This window comes from Cellulomonas sp. GbtcB1 (genome assembly GCF_019091725.1).
In the GTDB taxonomy this organism is placed as follows: domain Bacteria; phylum Actinomycetota; class Actinomycetes; order Actinomycetales; family Cellulomonadaceae; genus Cellulomonas.
On the sequence record NZ_JAGXJG010000017.1, the window covers coordinates 1 to 18,795 of the forward strand.

Sequence of the window (18,795 nt, forward strand, 5' to 3'; positions counted from 1 at the left end):
GCCAACCAGGCGGTCGCTCCGGCGGCGGCGCCGCGTACGGCGGCGGTCGTTCCGGCGGCGGCGCCGGGTACGGCGGCGGTCGTTCCGGCGGTGCGGGCCAGGGCGGCGGGCGGTCGGGCGCGGGCTCGTCCGGCGGCTACGGCGGGCGCTCCGGGTCCGGCGGTCAGGGCGGTGGCTACGGCGGGGGCCGTCCCGGCTCGGGCGGCCAGGGCGGTGGCTTCGGCGGCGGCTCCGGCCGGCCGTCCTCCGGCGGTCGTCCCGCCGCGGGTCGCCCGGGCGCGGCGTCCGGTCGCCCCGGCGCCTCCTCTGCCGGCCGCCCCGGCGGCTCCTCGTCCGGCCGGGTCGCGGGCGTGGGCCGTCCCGGCGGCGGCACCCGTTCCGGCGCCCCCCGCGGCGCCGACACCGGCCGCCCGGGCTCGGCCTGGCCGTCCCGGCCGCCGCAGTCGTACCGCACGCCGCCGCGCGGTCCGCGGTCCACGGACCTCGACGTGCACGACCCCGAGGGCGTGCGCCTGCAGAAGGTGCTCGCGCAGGCCGGCCTCGGCTCGCGCCGCGCGTGCGAGGAGCTGATCGCGGCCGGCCGCGTGACGGTCGACGAGCAGGTGGTGCTGGAGCTCGGCGTGCGCGTCGACCCGCGCACCGCCGTGATCCACGTCGACGGCCTGCGCCTGCAGCTCGACAAGGACGTCATCACCCTGGCGCTGAACAAGCCCCTGGGCGTGGTGTCGACGATGCACGACCCCGAGGGCCGCCCGTCGCTCGAGCAGTTCGTGCAGAACCGCGAGGAGCGGCTGTTCCACGTCGGCCGGCTGGACGCCGACTCGGAGGGCCTGATCCTGCTGACCAACGACGGGGAGCTCGCCAACCGGCTCTCGCACCCGTCGCACGGCGTCTCCAAGACGTACCTCGCCACCGTCGAGGGCCGGGTCCCCGCCGGGGTCGGCGCGCGGCTGAAGAAGGGCGTCGAGCTCGAGGACGGCGTGGTGGCGGTGGACGCGTTCCGCGTCGTGGACGCCACGCCGCAGGCCAGCATGGTCGAGATCGTGATCCACGAGGGCCGCAACCGCGTCGTCCGCCGGCTGCTGGAGGAAGTGGGCCACCCGGTGACCCGCCTGCTGCGCACCCAGATCGGCCCGATCAAGCTCGGCGACCTGCGCCCGGGCCGCACCCGCGTGCTCGGGAAGGCGGAGGTCGGCTCGCTGATGACGTCGGTGGGCATGTGAGCACGAACGGCACGGCAGCGGTGGTGACCCGCGGCCCGGTCCGCGTGGTCGGCACCGGGCTGCTGGGCGCGTCGGTCGGCCTGGCGCTGACCGCGCGCGGCGTCGACGTGACGCTGCACGACCCGTCCCGCACGGCGCTGGCGCTGGCCCGCGACGTGGGGGCCGGGCGGCCCGCGGCGGACGGCGACCCGGAGCCGGCGCTGGTCGTCGTCGCCGCGCCGCCGGACGTGACGGCGGACGTCGTGCGGGCGGAGCTGGAAGCGCACCCGGACGCGGTCGTGACCGACGTGGCGAGCGTCAAGGGCTACGTGCTCAACGAGCTGCGGGCCGCGGGCGCGGACCTGTCCCGGTACGTCGGGTCGCACCCGATGGCCGGGCGGGAGCGCTCGGGGGCGGCCGCGGCGGTTCCGGACCTGTTCGTCGGGCGGCCGTGGGTCGTCGTCGACTCGGGGGAGTCCCGGCCGGACGCGCTGCTCGCGGTGCGGACGCTGGCGACCGACCTGGGCAGCCTGCCGGTGACGATGGACGCCGCGGAGCACGACGCCGCGGTGGCCGTCGTCTCGCACGTGCCGCAGGTCGCGGCCAGCCTGGTCGCGGCGCGGCTGCGCGGGGCCGAGCCGGACGCGCTCGGGCTCGCGGGCCAGGGCCTGCGGGACGTGACCCGGATCGCGTCGTCGGACCCGGCGCTGTGGACGTCGATCCTGGCGGCCAACGCGGCGGCCGTGCGCGGCGTGCTCGCCGGGCTGCGGGACGACCTGGACGAGGTCCTGGGCGCGCTGGACAGCGCCGCCCGGGCGAGCGGGCCGGAGGACGTCGAGCTCGGCGCGCTGGCCCGCGTGGCGCGGCTGATCGCGGACGGCAACGCCGGCGTGGCGCTCGTGCCCGGCAAGCACGGCGGCGCGCCGCGCTCGTACGCGGTGGTGACGGCCCTCGTGCCAGACCGGCCCGGCGAGCTCGCGCGGCTGCTGACCGACGTCGGCGCGGCCGGCGTGAACCTGGAGGACCTGCGGCTCGAGCACGCGGCGGGACGGCCCGTCGGCATGGCGTCGGTGTCGGTCGACCCCGCGCGCTCGGCGCACCTGGAGGCGGAGCTGACGGCCCGCGGTTGGAGGTTGATTCGGTGACTGCGCACGACGCGCCCCGTCCCGTGGTGGTGGCGATCGACGGGCCCTCGGGCTCGGGGAAGTCGACGGTGTCCCGGCGGGTCGCCGAGCGGCTCGGCCTGGCGTACCTGGACACCGGCGCGATGTACCGCGCGGCGACCTGGTGGGCGCTGCACCGCGGGGTGTCGCTGACCGACGCGGACGCGGTGGCGCAGCTCGTCCGGGAGATGCCGCTGGTGATGGGCGTCGACCCGCGCGACCCGGGCGTGCACGTGGACGGGCACGACGTCGGCGAGGCGATCCGCGACACCGCCATCTCCGCCGCGGTGAGCGCGGTGGCGACCAACCTCGAGGTGCGGGCCGAGCTCGGCCGCCGGCAGCGCGCGGAGATCGCGGCGCAGGCGGCGTCCTCGGCGTTCTCGGGCGGCCGCGGCATCGTCGCGGAGGGCCGGGACATCACCACGGTCATCGCGCCGGACGCCGATGTGCGGCTGCTGCTGACCGCGAGCGAGGAGGCCCGGCTCGCCCGGCGCGCCCGCGAGGTGCACGGCTCCGACGACGCCGACGCCGTCGAGGCGACCCGGGACCAGGTGGTCCGCCGGGACGCGGACGACTCGACGGTCTCGCAGTTCCTCGTCGCGGCCGACGGCGTGGTGACGGTGGACTCCTCGGAGCTCGACCTCGACCAGACCGTGCAGGCGGTGCTGGACGTGGTGGCCCGCACCGCGGACCTGCACGCGTGACGGGCCCGGGCGTGGCGTCCGCCCCGCGGGTGGCGGAGGCGCTGCCCGGCTCCCGCCCCGTGCCCGGGTGGGCGCGCGCCATCGGCGTGTTCCTCGCGCACGGCGTCTGGGACGCCCGGGTCGTCGGCGCCGAGCACGTGCCGGCGACCGGTCCGGTGGTGTTCGCCGCCAACCACACCAGCGTGATCGACGGGCCGCTGCTGCAGGGCATCACGCCGCGCCCGGTGCACATCCTGGTCAAGCACGAGATGTTCCGCGGCCCGATCGGTGCGGTGCTGCGGGGCGCGCAGCAGATCCCGGTGGATCGGTCCGGCGGGCGGGCGGCCCTGGTCGCGGCGCTGGCGGTGCTGCAGCGCGGCGACGCGGTCGGCGTGTTCCCCGAGGGGAACCGGGGGCGCGGCGACGCGTCGTCGGCGCGAGCCGGCGTCGCCTGGCTGGCCGTGCACGCGGGCGCGCCGGTCGTCCCGGTCGCGATCCTCGGGACCCGCCGCACGGGGGAGTCGGTCGGCCACGTCCCGGGGCTGCGCCGGCGGCTGCACGTCGAGCTCGGCGCGCCGCTGGACCTGTCGCCGGCCGACGGGCAGTCGCGGCGCGAGGCGATCGGGGAGGGGACGGAGACGGTCCGCGCGGCGCTCTCGGCGCTGGTCCGCGACGCCGCGGCCCGGACCGGCGCGGCGCTCCCGACGGACTGACCCGGGGGCGTCGTCGGGCGTGGTTCGTCCCGGGCCGCTCGGTCAGGGAGAATGGTGCCCATGCGTGACAGCGAGCCGGCCCAGCCGACCACCTCCGAGGACCCCGCCGTGGAGCTCGACGACCTCCAGGAGGGCCCCGCCGAGCCGTTCGACGGCACGGACGTGACCGCGGAGGCGGAGGACGACGAGGCGCGCGAGCGCGCCCTGCGGGCCGGGCTGGACGACTACGAGCTCGAGGACGACGACGTCGCCCTGCTCTCCGGCGACGAGGGCGCGTACGACGAGGACGGCTCGCACCTGGCGCTCCCCGTGCTCGCCGTGGTCGGCCGCCCGAACGTCGGCAAGTCGACGCTGGTCAACCGGATCCTGGGCCGGCGCGAGGCCGTCGTCGAGGACAAGCCGGGCGTGACGCGCGACCGCGTGTCCTACCCCGCCGAGTGGGCCGGTCGCCGGTTCACGCTGGTCGACACCGGCGGCTGGGAGGTCGACGTCGCGGGCATCGAGGCGCGCGTGGCCGAGCAGGCCGAGGTCGCGATCTCGCTGGCCGACGCCGTGCTGTTCGTCGTGGACGCCACGGTCGGCCCGACGGCCACCGACGAGCGGGTCGTGCGCCTGCTCCGCAAGTCCGGGAAGCCGGTCGTGCTGTGCGCCAACAAGGTCGACGGCCCGCGCGTCGAGGCCGACGCCGCCGAGCTGTGGAGCCTCGGCCTCGGCGAGCCGCACCCGGTCTCCGCCCTGCACGGCCGCGGCACGGGCGACCTGCTCGACGCCGCGATGGCGGCGCTGCCGACGGTCTCGCAGCACGCCACCGCCCGCCCCGGCGGCCCGCGCCGCGTCGCGCTGGTCGGCCGCCCGAACGTCGGCAAGTCGTCGCTGCTCAACAAGGTGCTCGGCACCGACCGCGTGGTCGTCGACGACACCGCCGGCACCACCCGCGACCCGGTCGACGAGCTCGTCGAGCTCAAGGGCGTGCCGTGGTGGTTCGTCGACACCGCCGGGATCCGCCGCCGCGTGCACCAGACCTCCGGTGCGGACTTCTACGCCTCCCTGCGCACGCAGGCCGCGATCGAGAAGGCCGAGGTCGCCGTCGTGCTCCTCGACGCGTCGCAGCCGCTCACCGAGCAGGACACCCGCGTCATCCAGCAGGTCATCGACGCCGGGCGCGCGCTGGTCATCGCGTACAACAAGTGGGACCTCATGGACGAGGACCGCCGGCCGTACCTCGAGCGCGAGATCGAGAAGGAGCTCGTGCAGATCCAGTGGGCGCCGCGGGTGAACATCTCCGCGCGGACCGGCTGGCACACCGACCGGCTCGTCCCCGCGCTCACGCGGTCGCTCGAGTCCTGGGACACCCGCATCCCCACCGGCAAGCTCAACGCGTTCCTGGGCGAGCTCGTCGCCGCGCACCCGCACCCGCTGCGCGGCGGCAAGCAGCCGCGCATCCTGTTCGCGACCCAGGCGTCGACCCGTCCGCCGCGGTTCGTCATCTTCGCGACCGGCTTCCTCGAGGCGGGCTACCGCCGGTTCATCGAGCGCCGGCTGCGCGAGACGTTCGGCTTCGAGGGCTCGCCGATCTCGATCTCGGTCCGCGTCCGGGAGAAGCGCAAGCGGTGACCCGCGGCGCGGAGGTCGAGCGGACGGGCGACCGGACGGCCGAGGCGGACCGGCACCACGTGCGGCGGCGGTCGCCGGTGCTCGTGCTGGGGCTGCCGCGCGACCCCGCCGGGCCGCGGCACGTCGCCGGGTTCCTCGCCGTCACGGTGCTGACCGTGCTGGTGACCCGGGGGCTGCTCGCGCTGACCGGGTTCCCGCAGCTGGGCGGCGACGGCCTGCACATCGCGCACGTCCTGTGGGGCGGGCTGCTGATGGCGGTCGCGGTCGTCGCGGTACTGTCCTGGGCCGGTCCCGTTGTCCGGCCGCTGGCCGCGCTGGTCGGCGGCATCGGGTTCGGGCTGTTCATCGACGAGATCGGCAAGTTCGTCACGTCGGACAACGACTACTTCTACGAGCCGACCGCGTCGCTCATCTACGTCGTGGTGGTCGTGCTGGTCCTGGTGGGCGAGGTGATCCACGGCCGGCGGCGCGACCCGCACGAGACGCTCGCGGCCGCCGCGGACCTCGCCGTCGCCGGTCTGGCGGGCGGGTTCTCGCCGCGAGCCCGGCGCCAGGCGCGGGAGCTCGTGGCCGGCGCCGGCGACGTCCGGGGCGCGGCCGAGGTCCGTGCCCTGCTCGACGTCGTCGAGGACGACGCGCGGGAGCTGCCCGACCCCATCAGCGCCGTGGCCCGCGCCGTCGTCACGGCGTCCCGGCGCGTGGTGCGCGTCCGGTGGCTGCCGCGGGTGACCGTCGGCGTGCTGGCGCTCGTCACGCTGTACACCGTGGTGCGGGGGACCGTGCTGGTCGCGACCGGGGCGGACCTGCCCTGGTGGGCGATGGTCGGGCTGCTCGCCAGCGGGGCCGCGTCCCTGGTGTGCTCCGTGGTGGGCCTGCGGCTGGTCGGCGACGACCGGGCGCGCGGGTACGAGTGGTTCCGGCGCGCGGTGCTCGTCAACCTGCTGCTGAGCCAGATCTTCCTGTTCCGGATCGACCAGTGGAGCGCGGTCACCGGCCTCGTGGTCGATCTGCTGCTGCTCGGCGTCGTGGCGGCGGAGCTCGACGTGCTGCGCGGCCGCTCGGGGGAGCACGACGTGGCGGGCGAGGCGGCGGAGGCCACGGCGCCGGCGCGCTGACCGCGACGCTGTCTCGGTGGCGGTCAGCGGATGTCGCACGACGCGCACTCCCCGCGTCCTCGGCACCCGGTGCCACCCGCGGTGGAGGTCGCGGGCGGCACCGGGCCCGTCGATGGAACGGGCCCTCAGCGTGCCGCGGTCAGGGAAGCCCAGGTGAGCGGTCCGACGACGCCGTCCGTGACGAGGCCGTGCGTCCGCTGCCACTCCCGCACAGCGGCGCGGGTCCGGGGGCCGAAGATCCCGTCGGGCGCGGTCCCGACGAGCCGCTGGATCGACACCACCGCCTGTCCGTGCGCGCCGAGCGCCACCCCGCGCGCGAGGACGGCCCGCGGGACGGAGAACGCCGTCGTGCCGGAGCCGCCGTTGGCGACGTCGACCAGCGCGGCCCAGGTGAGCGGGCCGACCACGCCGTCCGGGACCAGGCCGTGCGCGCGCTGGAACGCGCGCACGGCTGCGGCGGTCCTGGGTCCGAAGACGCCGTCGGGCGTCGCGCCGACCAGTCGCTGGATGAGCACCACCGACGCACCGGACGAGCCGCGGGCGATGCCACGCGCCACCTGCGCGGCGGGCACGGCGTCGGCGGTGAGGGCGGGCGTCGCGGGGGCGGCCGCGGGCGCCGGGACGGGGGCCGGGGACGGCGCGGGGGTGGTGGTCGGCGTCGGGGTGGTCGGGGTGGTGGGCGTCGGCGTCACGACCGGGCCGTCCACGTTGAACACCCAGCGGTACCAGACCGTGTTGCCCGCGGCGTCCGCGGCCCAGACCTCGACGGCGTGCGGGCCGGGTTCCAGCCCGGCGAACCGGAGCACGGCGTTCCGCGCGTCCGTGCCTGCGAAGGAGGCGCGCGGTGCGAGGTCGAGGCTGTACTCCCACAGCGCGATGTCCTCGTCCATGGTGAACCGGAACGTCCACGCGCCGTCCTCGAACGTGCGGGTCGTGTCGAGCACGAGCGGGGGGACCGTGTCCGGGCCGGCGGCCTCGACGACGAACGGGCGCTCGATCTCCGCGACCCCGCCCGATGTGCTCGTGGCCCGCACGACGAGCGTGTGCTCTCCGGGCTCCAGGCCGGACAGGCGCAGCTCCGCGTTCCAGCCGTCCAACCCGGCGAACGCGGTCGGCTCGCCGCCGTCGAGGGCGTACTCCCACCCGGCGATCTCCTCGTCCTGGCTGGCGAACCAAAACGACCAGCCGCCGTCGACCGGATCGGCGCCGTCGACGAGGAGGGGAGGCACGGGCGACGACGTGTCGTCGGCGAGGGCCTGCCGGGGCGCAGCCTCGGGCGCCTCGGGAGCCTGCGCCGCGACGACGGCCGGCTCGGGCTCGGCCGTGGTCGCGAGCGCGGGCGCCCCCAGTCCAGCGGTCAGCGCGGTGACCAGGACGGCGCTCGCCGCACCGGCGGCGAGCGGACGTGCCGGCGCCCAGGCGCGGCGGGGGCGGGTGGTGCGTGCGGACATCGACGTCTCTCTCTGCAGCGGGGTGGCGCTTCGCCGCGCGCACTGTCCCACCCCCGGCAGCTCGCGCGGGCGGGTTCAGGACACAGCCGGCACACAGCCGGGTGAGGTTCACCCGTTCGGCCCGCCGACGACTCGGCCGTCTCGCTCGCGCCGCGTTTGATTTCTGGGATGCGACTGAGATACATGTAGGAACCATGCAGTCCCCGGTCCCCACCCCAGCACCGCCCGCTGCCGAGGTCGCCTACCGGCACGTCAAGGACGCGCTGCTCTCCGGGCGGCTGTCCGCGGGGGAGATGGTCAGCGAGGGCGACGTCGCCGCCGAGCTCGCGATGAGCCGCACGCCCGTCCGCGAGGCGTTCCTGCGGCTGTCGACCGAGGGGTGGCTCCGGCTGTTCCCGAAGCGCGGCGCGCTGGTGGTGCCGGCCGCGCCCGGCGAGGCCGAGGCGGTCGTCGAGGCGCGGCTGCTGCTGGAGTCGCACGCCGTGGACGTCGTGGTCCGGTCCGCCGCGTCCCGCGACGCGCTCGCCGCCGAGCTGCGCGGTCTGGTCGCCCGGCAGCGGGAGGCCGTCGCCGCGGGCGACCCGGAGACCTACGCCGAGCACGACGCCGCGTTCCACCTCGCGGTCGTGGCGGCCGGCGGGAACGACCTGCTCACCGGGTTCTCGGTGACGCTGCGCGAGCGGCAGCGGCGGATGGTCGCGCTGTCGGTCGGCGCCGCGGGGGAGCGCGCGCCGGGGTTCGTCGAGGGGCACGAGGCGCTGGTCGCGGCGATCGAGGCGGGCGACGCGGCCGCGTTCCGGGACCGGCTGCGCGAGCACCTGCACGGCGCGCACCTGGCCGCCGCGCACCCGCGCACCGTCGGCGCGGTCGACCGGGACGGCGGAGCGGCCACCCGGCCGGACGACCCCGGCGCGCCGGGCGCAGGCGACCCGTCGGGTGCGGAGCGGGACGGTGGCGCGCGGTGACCGCCACCGGCACGACCGCCCCTGGCGCGACCGCCACCGGCACCACCCCCGCCCCCCGGGACCCGGTCGCCCCGGCCGCACCGGACCCGCGCGCGTGGCTCCGCGTCGCGGCGCTCATGTTCGCCGTCGCGTGGGGCGGCAACGAGTTCACGCCGCTGCTGGTGATGTACCGCGAGGTCAGCCACCTGTCGGCGCTCACCGTGAACGTCCTGCTCGGCGCGTACGTCCTCGGCATCGTCCCGGCGCTGCTGATCGGCGGGCCGCTGTCGGACCGGTTCGGCCGGCGACCGCTCCTGCTGCCCGCCGCGCCGCTGGGCGTCGTGGGGTCGCTCGTGCTCGCGCTCGGCCCGGCGTCCGTGCCGGCTCTCGCGGCGGGCCGGGTGCTGTCGGGCCTCGCCCTCGGGCTGGTGATGGCGGTCGGCACCACCTGGGTCGCGGAGCTGTGCGCGGCCACCGGGCAGCCGCAGGCGGGCGCGCGGCGGGCGTCGCTGGCGCTGACGTCGGGCTTCCTGCTCGGCGCGGGCGTCGCGGGGGCGCTGGCCCAGTGGGGGCCGTGGCGCACCGGGACCCCGTACCTGCTGCACGCCGCCGTGACCGTGCTCGCCCTGGTCGCCGTGCTGGCCGTCCCGGAGACGCACCCGGCCCGCCCGGCAGGCGCACGCACGCGGCTCCGCGACGACCTGCGGGTCCCGGCTGTCGGCCACCGGCGGTTCCTCCGGGTCGTGCTGCCGCTGGCACCGTGGGTGTTCGGCGCGGTGGGTTCGGCGTACGCGGTGCTCCCCGGACTGATGCGCGAGCACGCGGGCGGGATGCCGATCGCGTTCTCCGCGCTGCTCACCGTGGTCACGCTGGCGGTCGGCTTCGCGGTGCAGTCGGTCGCCCGGCTCGTCGACACCCGGCACAGCGCCCGCGCCTCGGTGGTGGCGCTGGCGATCCTCGTCGCCGGGATGGCGCTGGCGGCGCGGGCGGCGGCGACGCTGTCCCTGGCGGTCGTGCTGCTCGCCGCCGCGGTGCTGGGCGCGGGCTACGGGCTCGCCCTGGTCGCGGGACTGTCCGAGGTGCAGCGCATCGCCACGCCGGAGGACCTGGCCGGGCTGACGGCCGTCTACTACTCGGCGGCCTACGTCGGGTTCTTCGTGCCCGCGACGCTCGCCTGGCTGTCGACGCGCTGGACCTACCCGGAGATGTTCCTGGCCGGGCTGGGCGCCGCGGTCGTCTGCCTGGTGGTGGTGGCGACGGCGTGGCGCGCCCATCTGCCGGCGGGGGACGGCGGGACCGTCCGGATACGGTAGAGTTTCCGAGGCTCCTGCGGGGGCCGCCGAGGTCCTCTCGAGGACCATCGGGCTGTGGCGCAGCTTGGTAGCGCACTTGACTGGGGGTCAAGGGGTCGCAGGTTCAAATCCTGTCAGCCCGACGTGGAAGCCCTGGTGGGAGAGATCCCACCAGGGCTTCGTCGTTCCCCGGGCCTCAGCCGGACCAGCCGCCGCACGGCCGCCAACCCCTCGGGCGAGCCCGGCCAGTGCCGGTCGAGCGCTTCGGGCCCCGCCCGACGCACGACCGACCGCAGCACCAGGGCCACGACGAGCGCGTCGTCCGCCCAGCCGAGCACCGGGGCCACGTCCGGCACGAGGTCGACCGGCAGCGCCAGGTAGCCGAGCAGCAACCACAGCCGGATGCGCACCCCGCGCGGCAGCGCGCGGTCGGTCGCCAGCCGTCGGACCAGGCGCACCACGTCCGGCAGCAGCCGGAGCACCTCGCGCAGCCGCAGCTCGTCGGGGCGGGTCGCCCACAGCACGGCGACCAGCGCGAGCCACAGCAGCAGCACGCCTGCCAGGAGCCGACCAGCGTCCACGCCCAGTCCGGCACGGCCCGTCAGCAGCGGGTGCCGTCGCGGGAGCCGTCGCGCGCGTCCGCCATCGCGGGCCCTCCCGACGTCGTCGGCCGGGCGGTGCGCCCCGGCCACCGGTGACGGTACCCGCACGAACCGCGCTCCGCGGCGCCCGCTCACGCCCCGGTCAGCACCACCAGCCGCTGCGTCGCCCGGGTCATGCCGACGTACCGGTCCACGGCCCCGGTGACGCCGGCGCCCCAGCGCTCCGGGCAGACGAGCACGACGAGGTCGAACTCGAGCCCCTTCGCCGCGGCGGGCGACAGCGACCGGACCCGGGGCTCCCCGGCGACCTCCCGGTCGGCGCCGATCACGCACGCCACGCCCTCCGGGTGCTCGTCGAGCCACGACCCGAGGAGGGCGTCCAGCTCCCCGACGGTCCCGTACGCCACAGGCACCCCGGTGCTGCGGACCGACGTCGGCACGTTCGCGTCGGGGAGCGCGGCCCGGATCACCGGCTCGGCCGCCGCCATGACCTCGGCGGGCGTGCGGTAGTTGATCGACAGCGACGCCACCACCGGGTCGCCCAGCCCGACGCGACGCAGCCGTTCCGCCCAGGACTCCGTGAACCCGTGCCGCGCCTGCGCCCGGTCGCCGACGACGGTCAGACTGCGGGACGGGGACCGGCGCAGCAGCATCTGCCACTCGGCGTCGGACAGCTCCTGGGCCTCGTCGACGACCACGTGCGCGAACGGGCCGGCCAGCCGGTCGGTGTCGGTGCGGGTGTCCTCGGCGTCGCCGAGCAGCGCGTGCTCGAGGTCGGCGCCGCGGAGCATGTCGAGCATGCCCTCCTGCTCGCCGTCGCGGTCGGCGGCGATCAGGTCGTCCGCGACGCGCGCCCGGTACTCGCGCTCGGCCGCCGCCTCGGCCTGCCGGCGGTGCCGGCGCCGCGACGCCCCGGGGTCGCCGAGGCGGTGCCGGCCGGCGTCGAGCAGCGGCAGGTCGGCGTCGGTCCACGCCCGCGGGTCGCGGCGCTGCAGCAGGTCGACCTGCTCCGGTGCCAGGCCCGGCGCGCACAGCCGGAGGTACGCGGGGACGGACCAGAGGTCGGCCACCAGGTCCGCCGCGTCGAGGAGCGGCCACGCGCGGTTCAGCGCGGCGACCAGGTCCGCGTGCCGGTGCAGGGCGCGGCGGAGCAGGTCGTCGGGGATCTCGTCGTCCTGCTCGCGGGCCTGCTCCGCGAGCAGGTCCACCAGGGCCTCCTCGATCACGTCGCGGGCCTCGTTGTGCGGCGTGCCCGGGTCGGGCGCGCCGAACGCCTCGGCCCAGTCCTCGGGGCCGAGCCACAGGTCGGCCCACGGCGTCTCGACCAGCAGGCCGTCGACCGGGGGCCGCTCGGAGAACCGCACGGCGGGCTCGATCGCGCGGACCAGGTCGAGGGTGCCCTTGAGGCGCGCGACCTCGGGGTCGGGCTCCGGCACCGCGGTGGCACCCTCGGCGACGAGGTCGCGCAGCACGCAGGTCCGCGCGCCGTCCTCGCCGAGGTTCGGCAGCACGTCGGCGACGTAGTCGAGGTAGGGCCGGCTCGGGCCGACGACGAGGACGCCTCCCCGGCGCTGGTCCACCAGCGGGTCCGCGTAGAGCAGGTACGCGGCGCGGTGCAGGGCGACGACGGTCTTGCCGGTGCCGGGCCCGCCGTCGACGACGAGGGTCCCGCGCGAGCCCGCCCGCACGATCGCGTCCTGGTCCGCCTGGATGGTCCCGAGCACGTCGCGCATCCGCGCCGTGCGGCTCGCGCCCAGGCCGGCGATGAAGGCGGACTCGTCGTCGAGCGCGGCACGGGCGCCGTGCCCTGCGGCGCCGTCCCCGGCGAGCACCTCGTCCCAGTAGTCGGTGACCCGCCCGCCGGTCCACCGGTACCGGCGCCGCGCCGCGACGCCCATCGGCCGGGCCCGGGTCGCGGCGAAGTACGGCTCGGCGGCGGGGGACCGCCAGTCGACGAGCAGCCGGCGCCCGTCGGCGTCGGTGAGCCCGAGGCGGCCGACGTACACGGGCTCGCCGCCGTCGCGCGGGGTGAGGCGGCCCAGGCACAGGTCCAGCCCGAACCGCCGCAGCGCGCGCAGGCGGCTCGTGAGCCGACGGACCTCGGCGTCGCGCTCGAGGGTCTGCTGGCCCCGGCCCGCGGGCTGCCGGCGGACGGCGTCGAGCCGCTGCGCGAGGTCGGTCGTCGTGGCGTCGAGGGCGGCGGCGATCTCGGCGAACCGGCGCTCGTCGTCGGCGATCAGGGCGGGGTCGGCCTTGGCGGCGAGGCGGTCGGGCAGGTGGAAGGCGGGGGTGGCGGTGGCGGTCACGGGGCTCCTCCGGGGCGCGCTGCGGGGCGGTGCGCCGAGGATTCTGGGCCCGGGAGGGGGCCTTGCGGCAAGACCCCCGCCGCGCTATACGTTGAGAGTGGCGGAGGCGGCCCCCGCGACGATGGCCTAGGGTTCCCTGGGTCTCGCCTGTGTCTGCACCAGGCACCTCGCCCCCGGAAGGTCTCCCCGTGCGCTTGCCGTCCCTCGCCGTGCCCGCTGCCGCCCTCGTCCTCGCGCTCGGCCTCGCCGGCTGCTCCGCGGACCAGCCGAAGGAGAAGGACCGCGAGCCCGCCGCCGGCGCCTCGGCCGCCGCGGGAGAGGCCGAGACCGGCCCGCTCGAGGTCGACTACGAGGTCGAGGCGGTCGACTTCGGCGCCGCCGGTGCCGTCACCGCACCGGGCACGGCGCTCGCCCTCGGCCAGCCGGCGTGGCTGAACCAGACCGAGACCTACGGCGAGGACGAGGTCAGCGGCGGGGTTGGCGTGGCCGTGCTGCAGGTCAGCGAGCTCGACGCCGCGCTGTTCGACCAGTTCAGCAACGCGGAGGAGTTCGAGGGCTACACCCCGTACGCCGTGATCACGCAGCACCAGTGGCTGTACGACACCCCGGAGGGCTACGACCCCGCGACGGTCGACCTGTTCCCGCTCGACGCGACCGGCGCCGACACCGAGTACCTCACCAGCGGGTTCTCGCTGAACTCGCCCGGCGACTCGTGCGGCCTGCTGCTCCCCGAGTACGACGAGGAGAACCGGGTCCTGGTGTCGTGCTTCGTCGCGCTGGCCAAGGACGGCGCCGTCGTCACCTCGGCCGAGTACAACGGCGAGTCGTACCAGTCGTTCATCGCGTCGTCGGACAACCCCTACTTCCCGTCGCCCGTCACCTGGAAGTGACCGCCGAGGCGCGGCGGGGGACCGGCACCCGGCCGTAGCGTGAGGCCGTGACCTCCGCACCGGGACCCGCGACCCCGCCCGCCGCACCGCCCGCCCCGGGTGCGCTCCTCCTGACCGGCACCGTCGGCGCGGGGAAGAGCACGACCGCGCACCACGTCGGTGAGCTGCTCGCCGAGCGCGGGGTGCCGCACGCGGTGGTCGACCTGGACGAGCTCCGCCGGTCCTGGCCCGCCCCGCCCGGCGACCCGTTCCAGCAGGACCTGGAACTGGAGAACCTCCGGGCGGTCGCGGCGGTCTACCGGCGCCGGGGCGCGTCGCGTCTCGTGCTGGCCGGGGTCCTCGAGGACCGGGCGTCCCGCGCGGCGTACGAGGACGCCGTCGGGGTGCCGCTGACGGTGTGCCGGCTGCGGCTGCCGGTCCCGGCGGTCCGGGACCGGCTCGACGCGCGGCACGCCGGGTACCCGTCGGTGCTCGCGTGGCACCGGCACCGCGCGGGCGAGCTGCACGCGATCCTGGAGGGCGCGCGCGTCGAGGACGCCGTGGTCGACGTCGACGGCCTCGCGCCGGCCGAGGTCGCCGCGGCGGCGCTCCGGGCGGTGAGCTGGGACGTGTAGTCGGCCCGAGCCGCCGGGCGTCCTCGCCGTGCCGCCGCGCGCGCCGCGTGGTCGACTGGCCCGGACCGCACGTCGCCGCACGGGAGGACCGCACCATGGCCGAGCCGATCCACGTCGGGGACCGGGTGTCCTGGAACACGTCGCAGGGCCGCACGCACGGCACGGTCGTCGAGCGGCGCACCGCGGACTTCCAGCACGACGGCCAGAAGTTCACGGCGTCCGACGACGAGCCCGCCTACCTCGTCGAGTCCGAGAAGACCGGCGCGCGCGCGGCGCACAAGGGGTCGGCGCTGCGCCGGCTCGCCTCGGACTGACCCCGGTCAGCGCGACGCGAGCACCTGGGCGAGCCCGACCCCGGACTTCCCCGCGTACTCGACCCACACGGTGTACGCGCGGCCGGCGGCCTGGTCGCCGACCCAGCGCTGCACCGCCGGCAGGTCCGGCGCGGCGAAGATCCGGAACTCCTCGGTCGCCCCGTAGGCGCCGACGAAGTCGACCCGGTACGTCGGCCGGTCGTCGACCTCGACCGCGTACCGGGGGTCGGTGTGCTCCGTGCGCATCGCGTCCTCCTCGCGTCGTGGGCCGGCCTGCCCCGGGGACGGGGCACGTCGGCCGCGGTGGCGGCGCCGTTGCCGCCCGCTCCCGATGCTGCTCCTCGGCCGCGTCGCGCGGGCGGGCCGTTGGTCGCACGCGCGTGTGCGGTGCGTCACAGGACGTGCCTCCGTGGTCGCGGGGGCGGCTGCGCGGGATCCGCACAGGATCGGCACAGGGACGGGCGGCGCCCGACGCGGCGCCGCGCCTACCGTCGGCGTGGACGCCCTGGTGAGGGGCGCGGCAGACGGGAGGGGACCCATGCGGGCAGGTCGAGGGCGTGCGGCCGTCGGGGTCGTCGTGGGGACGGGGCTGCTCGCCCTCGCGGGCTGCGCCTCGGGCGCGGACATCGAGATCGTCAACCGCGCCGACGCGGACGTCACGGTGCGGCTCGGGGACGACGAGCAGACCGAGGTGACCGACGACGGCGGCGCCCTGCTGCTCGACGTCACGGAGTGCTACGCATCGCCGGTGGTGGTGACCTACTCCGACGGCCGGGTCGTGGAGCTCGACGACGACGTGTGCCCCGGCGACCTGCTCCGTGTGACGGACGACGACGTCGTGCTCGTCCGTGCGGCCGACCGCGTCGAGGCGGGTGCGTAGCGCGCGGGGCGTTCCTGCCGCCGCCCGCACGCGTCAGCGCCGCAGCCGCCGCAGCTGCGCCGCCACGTAGGCGCGCGCCCGGCGCTGGCCGCCCCGCTCGGCGATCGCCGCCGCGAGCGCGTCCAGCGACCGCTCGACCGCCGCCACGTCGGGCTCCCAGCCGCGGCGCGCGCACTCCTCGAGCCACTCGACGATCCCGCGGTGCCCGCGCTCGGCGTTGCACCGGCGGCAGGCCGGCACCTCGTTCTCGAGCCACGACGGGCCGCCCTTGGCGCGTGGCACCAAGTGCTCGCGGGTCGGCGGCACGAGCGGGCCGAACGCGCGCCCGCACCAGACGCACCGGGCGCCGTCCCGCTCGACCGCGAGGCGCAGCCGCTCGGTGCGCGGGGCGCGACGCGGGCCGGCGGTGGTCATGCGACCGACGGTACGTCCGGCGCGGCGCCGGGGCGCGGCCGCCCGCACGCGGGCGCTGGTCCCGGGGTCAGGGGCGGTCGGAGAGGCCGTGCACGATCGCGTGCACGGTCGCGGCCACCAGCGCCCGGTCGGTGGGCGCCGCGTCGAAGCTGCGGTGGATCGGCCAGCCCTCCACGAGCACGTCGAGCGCGCGGCAGACGTCCTCGGGGAAGTGCCGGGACAGGCTGTCGCGGCTCCGCAGCACCCAGTCCCGCGCGAGCGCCTGCACCTCCGGGTCGTGGTTGGCGTAGGCGTACATCTCGAAGATCAGCGTCATCTCCCGCTCGGACGCGTACGCCGGCCCGCAGATCAGCTCGACGACCGCGGCCTCCGCCTCGTCGCGGTCCCGCGCACTGACGAGCGTCCGGCCGTAGAACGCCGACATCGCGTCGACGAGCCGGGCGAAGGCCGCACCCAGGATGTCGTCGAGCCCGGAGAAGTAGTAGGTGAGCGAGCCGAGCGGGACGCCCGCGCGCGCCGCGATGCGCCGGTGGGTGGTGCCGTGCACGCCCGCCTCGGCGACGACGTCGAGCGCGGCGTCGAGGATGCGCTCCCGACGCCCCGGGTCGTTGGGGACCTCCCGCCGCGTGCCGCTCACCCGCCCATCTTCCCCGACGGGCGCGCATCCCGAAGTGTGTACGCTTGTACAGTCTCGCTCAGCCGCCCGAGGAGCCCCACCCGTGCCCGCCAGCCTCACCGCGCGCCGGAACGCCCTGTTCCTGCTGTTCTTCCTGCCCGGCCTCACGATCGCGTCCTGGGTCACCCGGACGCCGGACGTGCGCGACCTCGTCGGCGCCTCGACGGCCGAGATGGGGCTGATCCTGTTCGGGCTGTCCGCCGGGTCGATGGTCGGCATCCTGTCGTCCGGCGCCCTCGTCGCCCGGCGGGGGACCCGTCCCGTCATGCTCGCGGGCACCGTCTCCGTCGCGGTCGGCGCCGCCGTGATCGGCGTCGGGGCGGCGCTCGGCTCGGGTCCGCTCGTCGCGGCGGGGCTGGCGCTGTTCGGGCTCGGCATGGGCGGTGGGGAGATCGCGCTCAACGTCGAGGGTGCGGAGGTCGAGCGCGGGCTCGGGCGGTCCACGATGCCCGCGATGCACGGCTGCTTCAGCCTCGGGACGGTGGTCGGCGCCGTGGCCGGCATGGTCCTGACGGCGGTCGGGTTCCCGGTCGTCGCGCACCTGGCCGCGGTCGCAGTGGTCGTCGCGGTCGCGCTGGTGCCCGCGATCCGGGCGATCCCGGCGGGCGTCGGTGTGCGGGCGCCTGTGGCCGCCGTGCCCGCGGACGGGGCAGTCGTCGCGGCGCGGCGCCCCGTGTGGCGCGACACCCGGCTCGTCATGATCGGCGGCATCATCCTCGCGCTCGCGCTGGCCGAGGGCACCGCCAACGACTGGCTGCCGCTCGTCATGGTCGACGGCCACGGGTTCGACGCCGCCCTGGGCTCCGCGGTGTACGCGGCGTTCGCCGCGGCGATGACGCTCGGCCGGTTCGTCGGCGGCCGGTTCGTCGACCGGTTCGGGCGCGCCGCCGTCCTCGCCGTCAGCGCGGTCGTCGGCGCGGTCGGGCTGGCGCTCGTCATCTTCGTCGACCACCAGGCGGTGGCCGCGGCGGCCGCGGTGCTGTGGGGCCTCGGCGCGTCGCTCGGGTTCCCGGTCGCGCTGTCGGCGGCCGGCGACACCGCGGCGCCCGGTGAGGACGCGACCGCGCGCGTGTCCCTCGCAGCGACCATCGGCTACGTGGCGTTCCTCGTCGGACCGCCGGCGCTCGGCTTCCTCGGCGACCACTTCGGCCTGCGGCACGCGCTGATCCTGGTGCTCGTCCTGGTGGCCGCCGCGACCTTCCTGACCCCGGCGGCCCGGACCCGTGCCGCCCAGCACGGCGCCGACCCCGTGCCCGGCCGGCCGGCCGAGCGCGCCGACCTGCCGGCCTGAGCCACCCGCGAACCCGAGGAGCACCCCGTGACCAGCACGCACGTCCCTGGCGTCCCCTTCGCCCTCGAGCCCGTCGGCGACGTCCGGTGGCGCGTCGGGGACCACGCGGTCGCGGCGACCGCCGCCCCGCGGACCGACGTCTTCGCGGACCCGGCGGGCAGTCCGCCGGTCCTCAGCGCGGCGCGCCTGGTGGGCGAGCTGCCCGACGGCGACTTCCAGCTCCGCTGCCGCGTGACGGTCGACGTCAGGAGCACGTTCGACGCCGGGGTGCTGCTGCTCTGGTTCGACGACGCGCACTGGGCCAAGCTCTGCCTCGAGGGCGCACCGGGCGGGCAGCCGATGGTCGTGTCGGTGGTGAACCGCACCGTGTCCGACGACGCGAACGCGGTGGACGTCGCCGGGCGGTCGACCTGGCTCCGGGTGTCCCGGACCGGGTCGGTGTTCGCCTTCCACGCGTCCGTCGACGGCACCACCTGGCGGATGGTGCGGCTGTTCGCGCTCGACGTGCCCGGCGTGCGGCCGCGGCTCGGCTTCGAGGTGCAGTCCCCGACGGGCGACGGGTGCGAAGTCGCGTTCTCCGAGATCGAGTTCGCGGCCGTCACCCTCACGGATCCGCGGAACGGCTCCTGAC

General features: G+C 76.9%; 20 protein-coding genes and 1 tRNA gene. 15 read left to right on the plus strand and 6 right to left on the minus strand.

What is annotated here, in order from left to right:
- From KVT14_RS22950 to KVT14_RS08200, 6 genes are all read left to right on the plus strand, one after another.
- Positions 1-1,223: pseudouridine synthase (locus tag KVT14_RS22950; RefSeq protein WP_256447984.1), on the plus strand; the 1,223-nt coding region annotated here is incomplete at its 5' end.
- Positions 1,220-2,347: a prephenate dehydrogenase gene (locus tag KVT14_RS08180; RefSeq protein ID WP_308160965.1), complete on the plus strand. Its 1,128-nt coding sequence runs from the start codon at positions 1,220-1,222 to the stop codon at positions 2,345-2,347. The genes KVT14_RS22950 and KVT14_RS08180, both read left to right, overlap by 4 nt.
- The gene (gene cmk / locus KVT14_RS08185; RefSeq protein WP_308160966.1) at positions 2,344-3,069 is read left to right on the plus strand and encodes a (d)CMP kinase; all 726 of its coding nucleotides are present in this window, start codon (positions 2,344-2,346) and stop codon (positions 3,067-3,069) included. The genes KVT14_RS08180 and cmk overlap by 4 nt, the downstream gene beginning before the upstream one ends.
- Positions 3,070-3,080: 11 nt before the next feature.
- Positions 3,081-3,761: a lysophospholipid acyltransferase family protein gene (locus KVT14_RS08190; protein ID WP_308160967.1), complete on the plus strand. Its 681-nt coding sequence runs from the start codon at positions 3,081-3,083 to the stop codon at positions 3,759-3,761.
- A gap of 60 nt (positions 3,762-3,821) precedes the next feature.
- Positions 3,822-5,375, plus strand: coding sequence for a ribosome biogenesis GTPase Der (gene der, locus KVT14_RS08195; protein ID WP_217615200.1), 1,554 nt, complete (start codon positions 3,822-3,824; stop codon positions 5,373-5,375).
- Positions 5,372-6,490 (plus strand): hypothetical protein, encoded by a 1,119-nt coding sequence (locus KVT14_RS08200; RefSeq protein ID WP_308160968.1) that lies wholly within the window; start codon positions 5,372-5,374, stop codon positions 6,488-6,490. The genes der and KVT14_RS08200 overlap by 4 nt, the downstream gene beginning before the upstream one ends.
- A 125-nt stretch (positions 6,491-6,615) precedes the next feature.
- Here the strand turns inward: KVT14_RS08200 and KVT14_RS08205 are convergent, their stop codons facing one another.
- On the minus strand, positions 6,616-7,941 hold the full coding sequence (locus KVT14_RS08205; RefSeq protein WP_217615201.1) for a peptidoglycan-binding protein: 1,326 nt from the start codon (positions 7,939-7,941) through the stop codon (positions 6,616-6,618).
- Between the two features lie 194 nt (positions 7,942-8,135).
- Here KVT14_RS08205 and KVT14_RS08210 point away from each other — a divergent pair, with 194 nt between their 5' ends.
- The 3 genes from KVT14_RS08210 (at position 8,136) to KVT14_RS08220 (ending at position 10,320) form a co-directional block, all read left to right on the plus strand.
- Entirely contained in the window at positions 8,136-8,906 is a 771-nt protein-coding gene (locus KVT14_RS08210) for a GntR family transcriptional regulator (protein ID WP_217615202.1), read from the plus strand.
- Positions 8,903-10,198, plus strand: coding sequence for an MFS transporter (locus KVT14_RS08215; protein WP_308160969.1), 1,296 nt, complete (start codon positions 8,903-8,905; stop codon positions 10,196-10,198). The genes KVT14_RS08210 and KVT14_RS08215 overlap by 4 nt, the downstream gene beginning before the upstream one ends.
- Before the next feature lie 48 nt (positions 10,199-10,246).
- A tRNA-Pro gene (locus tag KVT14_RS08220) sits at positions 10,247-10,320 on the plus strand.
- Here the strand turns inward: KVT14_RS08220 and KVT14_RS08225 are convergent.
- Both KVT14_RS08225 and helR read right to left on the minus strand, forming a co-directional pair.
- Positions 10,312-10,731, minus strand: coding sequence for a YkvA family protein (locus KVT14_RS08225; protein WP_308160970.1), 420 nt, complete (start codon positions 10,729-10,731; stop codon positions 10,312-10,314). The genes KVT14_RS08220 and KVT14_RS08225 overlap by 9 nt on opposite strands.
- A gap of 179 nt (positions 10,732-10,910) precedes the next feature.
- The gene (gene helR, locus KVT14_RS08230) at positions 10,911-13,085 is read right to left on the minus strand and encodes an RNA polymerase recycling motor ATPase HelR (RefSeq protein ID WP_217615203.1); all 2,175 of its coding nucleotides are present in this window, start codon (positions 13,083-13,085) and stop codon (positions 10,911-10,913) included.
- 188 nt (positions 13,086-13,273) lie between these two features.
- Here helR and KVT14_RS08235 point away from each other — a divergent pair, with 188 nt between their 5' ends.
- The 3 genes from KVT14_RS08235 to KVT14_RS08245 all read left to right on the plus strand — a co-directional run bounded on the left by KVT14_RS08235 (position 13,274) and on the right by KVT14_RS08245 (position 14,903).
- Complete coding sequence (locus KVT14_RS08235; RefSeq protein WP_217615204.1) at positions 13,274-13,975, plus strand: hypothetical protein; 702 nt, start codon at positions 13,274-13,276, stop codon at positions 13,973-13,975.
- A 47-nt stretch (positions 13,976-14,022) separates the two neighbouring features.
- Positions 14,023-14,589: an adenylyl-sulfate kinase gene (locus KVT14_RS08240; RefSeq protein WP_217615205.1), complete on the plus strand. Its 567-nt coding sequence runs from the start codon at positions 14,023-14,025 to the stop codon at positions 14,587-14,589.
- A gap of 95 nt (positions 14,590-14,684) precedes the next feature.
- The gene (locus KVT14_RS08245; RefSeq protein ID WP_147796654.1) at positions 14,685-14,903 is read left to right on the plus strand and encodes a DUF2945 domain-containing protein; all 219 of its coding nucleotides are present in this window, start codon (positions 14,685-14,687) and stop codon (positions 14,901-14,903) included.
- Between the two features lie 6 nt (positions 14,904-14,909).
- Here KVT14_RS08245 and KVT14_RS08250 read toward each other — a convergent pair whose 3' ends face one another.
- Positions 14,910-15,149: a hypothetical protein gene (locus tag KVT14_RS08250; RefSeq protein WP_147796655.1), complete on the minus strand. Its 240-nt coding sequence runs from the start codon at positions 15,147-15,149 to the stop codon at positions 14,910-14,912.
- A gap of 292 nt (positions 15,150-15,441) precedes the next feature.
- On the opposite strand from KVT14_RS08250, the gene KVT14_RS08255 reads away from it, so the two are divergent.
- Positions 15,442-15,783, plus strand: a complete 342-nt coding sequence (locus KVT14_RS08255; protein WP_217615206.1) for a hypothetical protein — start codon at positions 15,442-15,444, stop codon at positions 15,781-15,783.
- Between the two features lie 33 nt (positions 15,784-15,816).
- Here KVT14_RS08255 and KVT14_RS08260 read toward each other — a convergent pair whose 3' ends face one another.
- Both KVT14_RS08260 and KVT14_RS08265 read right to left on the minus strand, forming a co-directional pair.
- Positions 15,817-16,197, minus strand: a complete 381-nt coding sequence (locus KVT14_RS08260; RefSeq protein WP_217615207.1) for an HNH endonuclease — start codon at positions 16,195-16,197, stop codon at positions 15,817-15,819.
- A gap of 67 nt (positions 16,198-16,264) precedes the next feature.
- Positions 16,265-16,834: a TetR/AcrR family transcriptional regulator gene (locus tag KVT14_RS08265; protein ID WP_217615208.1), complete on the minus strand. Its 570-nt coding sequence runs from the start codon at positions 16,832-16,834 to the stop codon at positions 16,265-16,267.
- Positions 16,835-16,916: 82 nt separating this feature from the next.
- On the opposite strand from KVT14_RS08265, the gene KVT14_RS08270 reads away from it, so the two are divergent.
- Together KVT14_RS08270 and KVT14_RS08275 are read left to right on the plus strand one after the other, a co-directional pair.
- Positions 16,917-18,164: an MFS transporter gene (locus tag KVT14_RS08270; protein ID WP_308160971.1), complete on the plus strand. Its 1,248-nt coding sequence runs from the start codon at positions 16,917-16,919 to the stop codon at positions 18,162-18,164.
- Positions 18,165-18,191: 27 nt separating this feature from the next.
- Positions 18,192-18,794 (plus strand): DUF1349 domain-containing protein, encoded by a 603-nt coding sequence (locus KVT14_RS08275; RefSeq protein ID WP_217615210.1) that lies wholly within the window; start codon positions 18,192-18,194, stop codon positions 18,792-18,794.
- Position 18,795 lies beyond the last annotated feature (1 nt).

Bases quoted from the DNA above. Each gene is read 5' to 3' on its own strand.
- der (WP_217615200.1), top strand. From the start codon at position 3,822: ATGCGTGACAGCGAGCCGGCCCAGCCGACCACCTCCGAGGACCCCGCC.
- KVT14_RS08205 (WP_217615201.1), bottom strand. From the start codon at position 7,941: ATGTCCGCACGCACCACCCGCCCCCGCCGCGCCTGGGCGCCGGCACGT.
- KVT14_RS08210 (WP_217615202.1), top strand. From the start codon at position 8,136: ATGCAGTCCCCGGTCCCCACCCCAGCACCGCCCGCTGCCGAGGTCGCC.
- KVT14_RS08245 (WP_147796654.1), top strand. From the start codon at position 14,685: ATGGCCGAGCCGATCCACGTCGGGGACCGGGTGTCCTGGAACACGTCG.
- KVT14_RS08250 (WP_147796655.1), bottom strand. From the start codon at position 15,149: ATGCGCACGGAGCACACCGACCCCCGGTACGCGGTCGAGGTCGACGAC.
- KVT14_RS08255 (WP_217615206.1), top strand. From the start codon at position 15,442: ATGCGGGCAGGTCGAGGGCGTGCGGCCGTCGGGGTCGTCGTGGGGACG.
- KVT14_RS08260 (WP_217615207.1), bottom strand. From the start codon at position 16,197: ATGACCACCGCCGGCCCGCGTCGCGCCCCGCGCACCGAGCGGCTGCGC.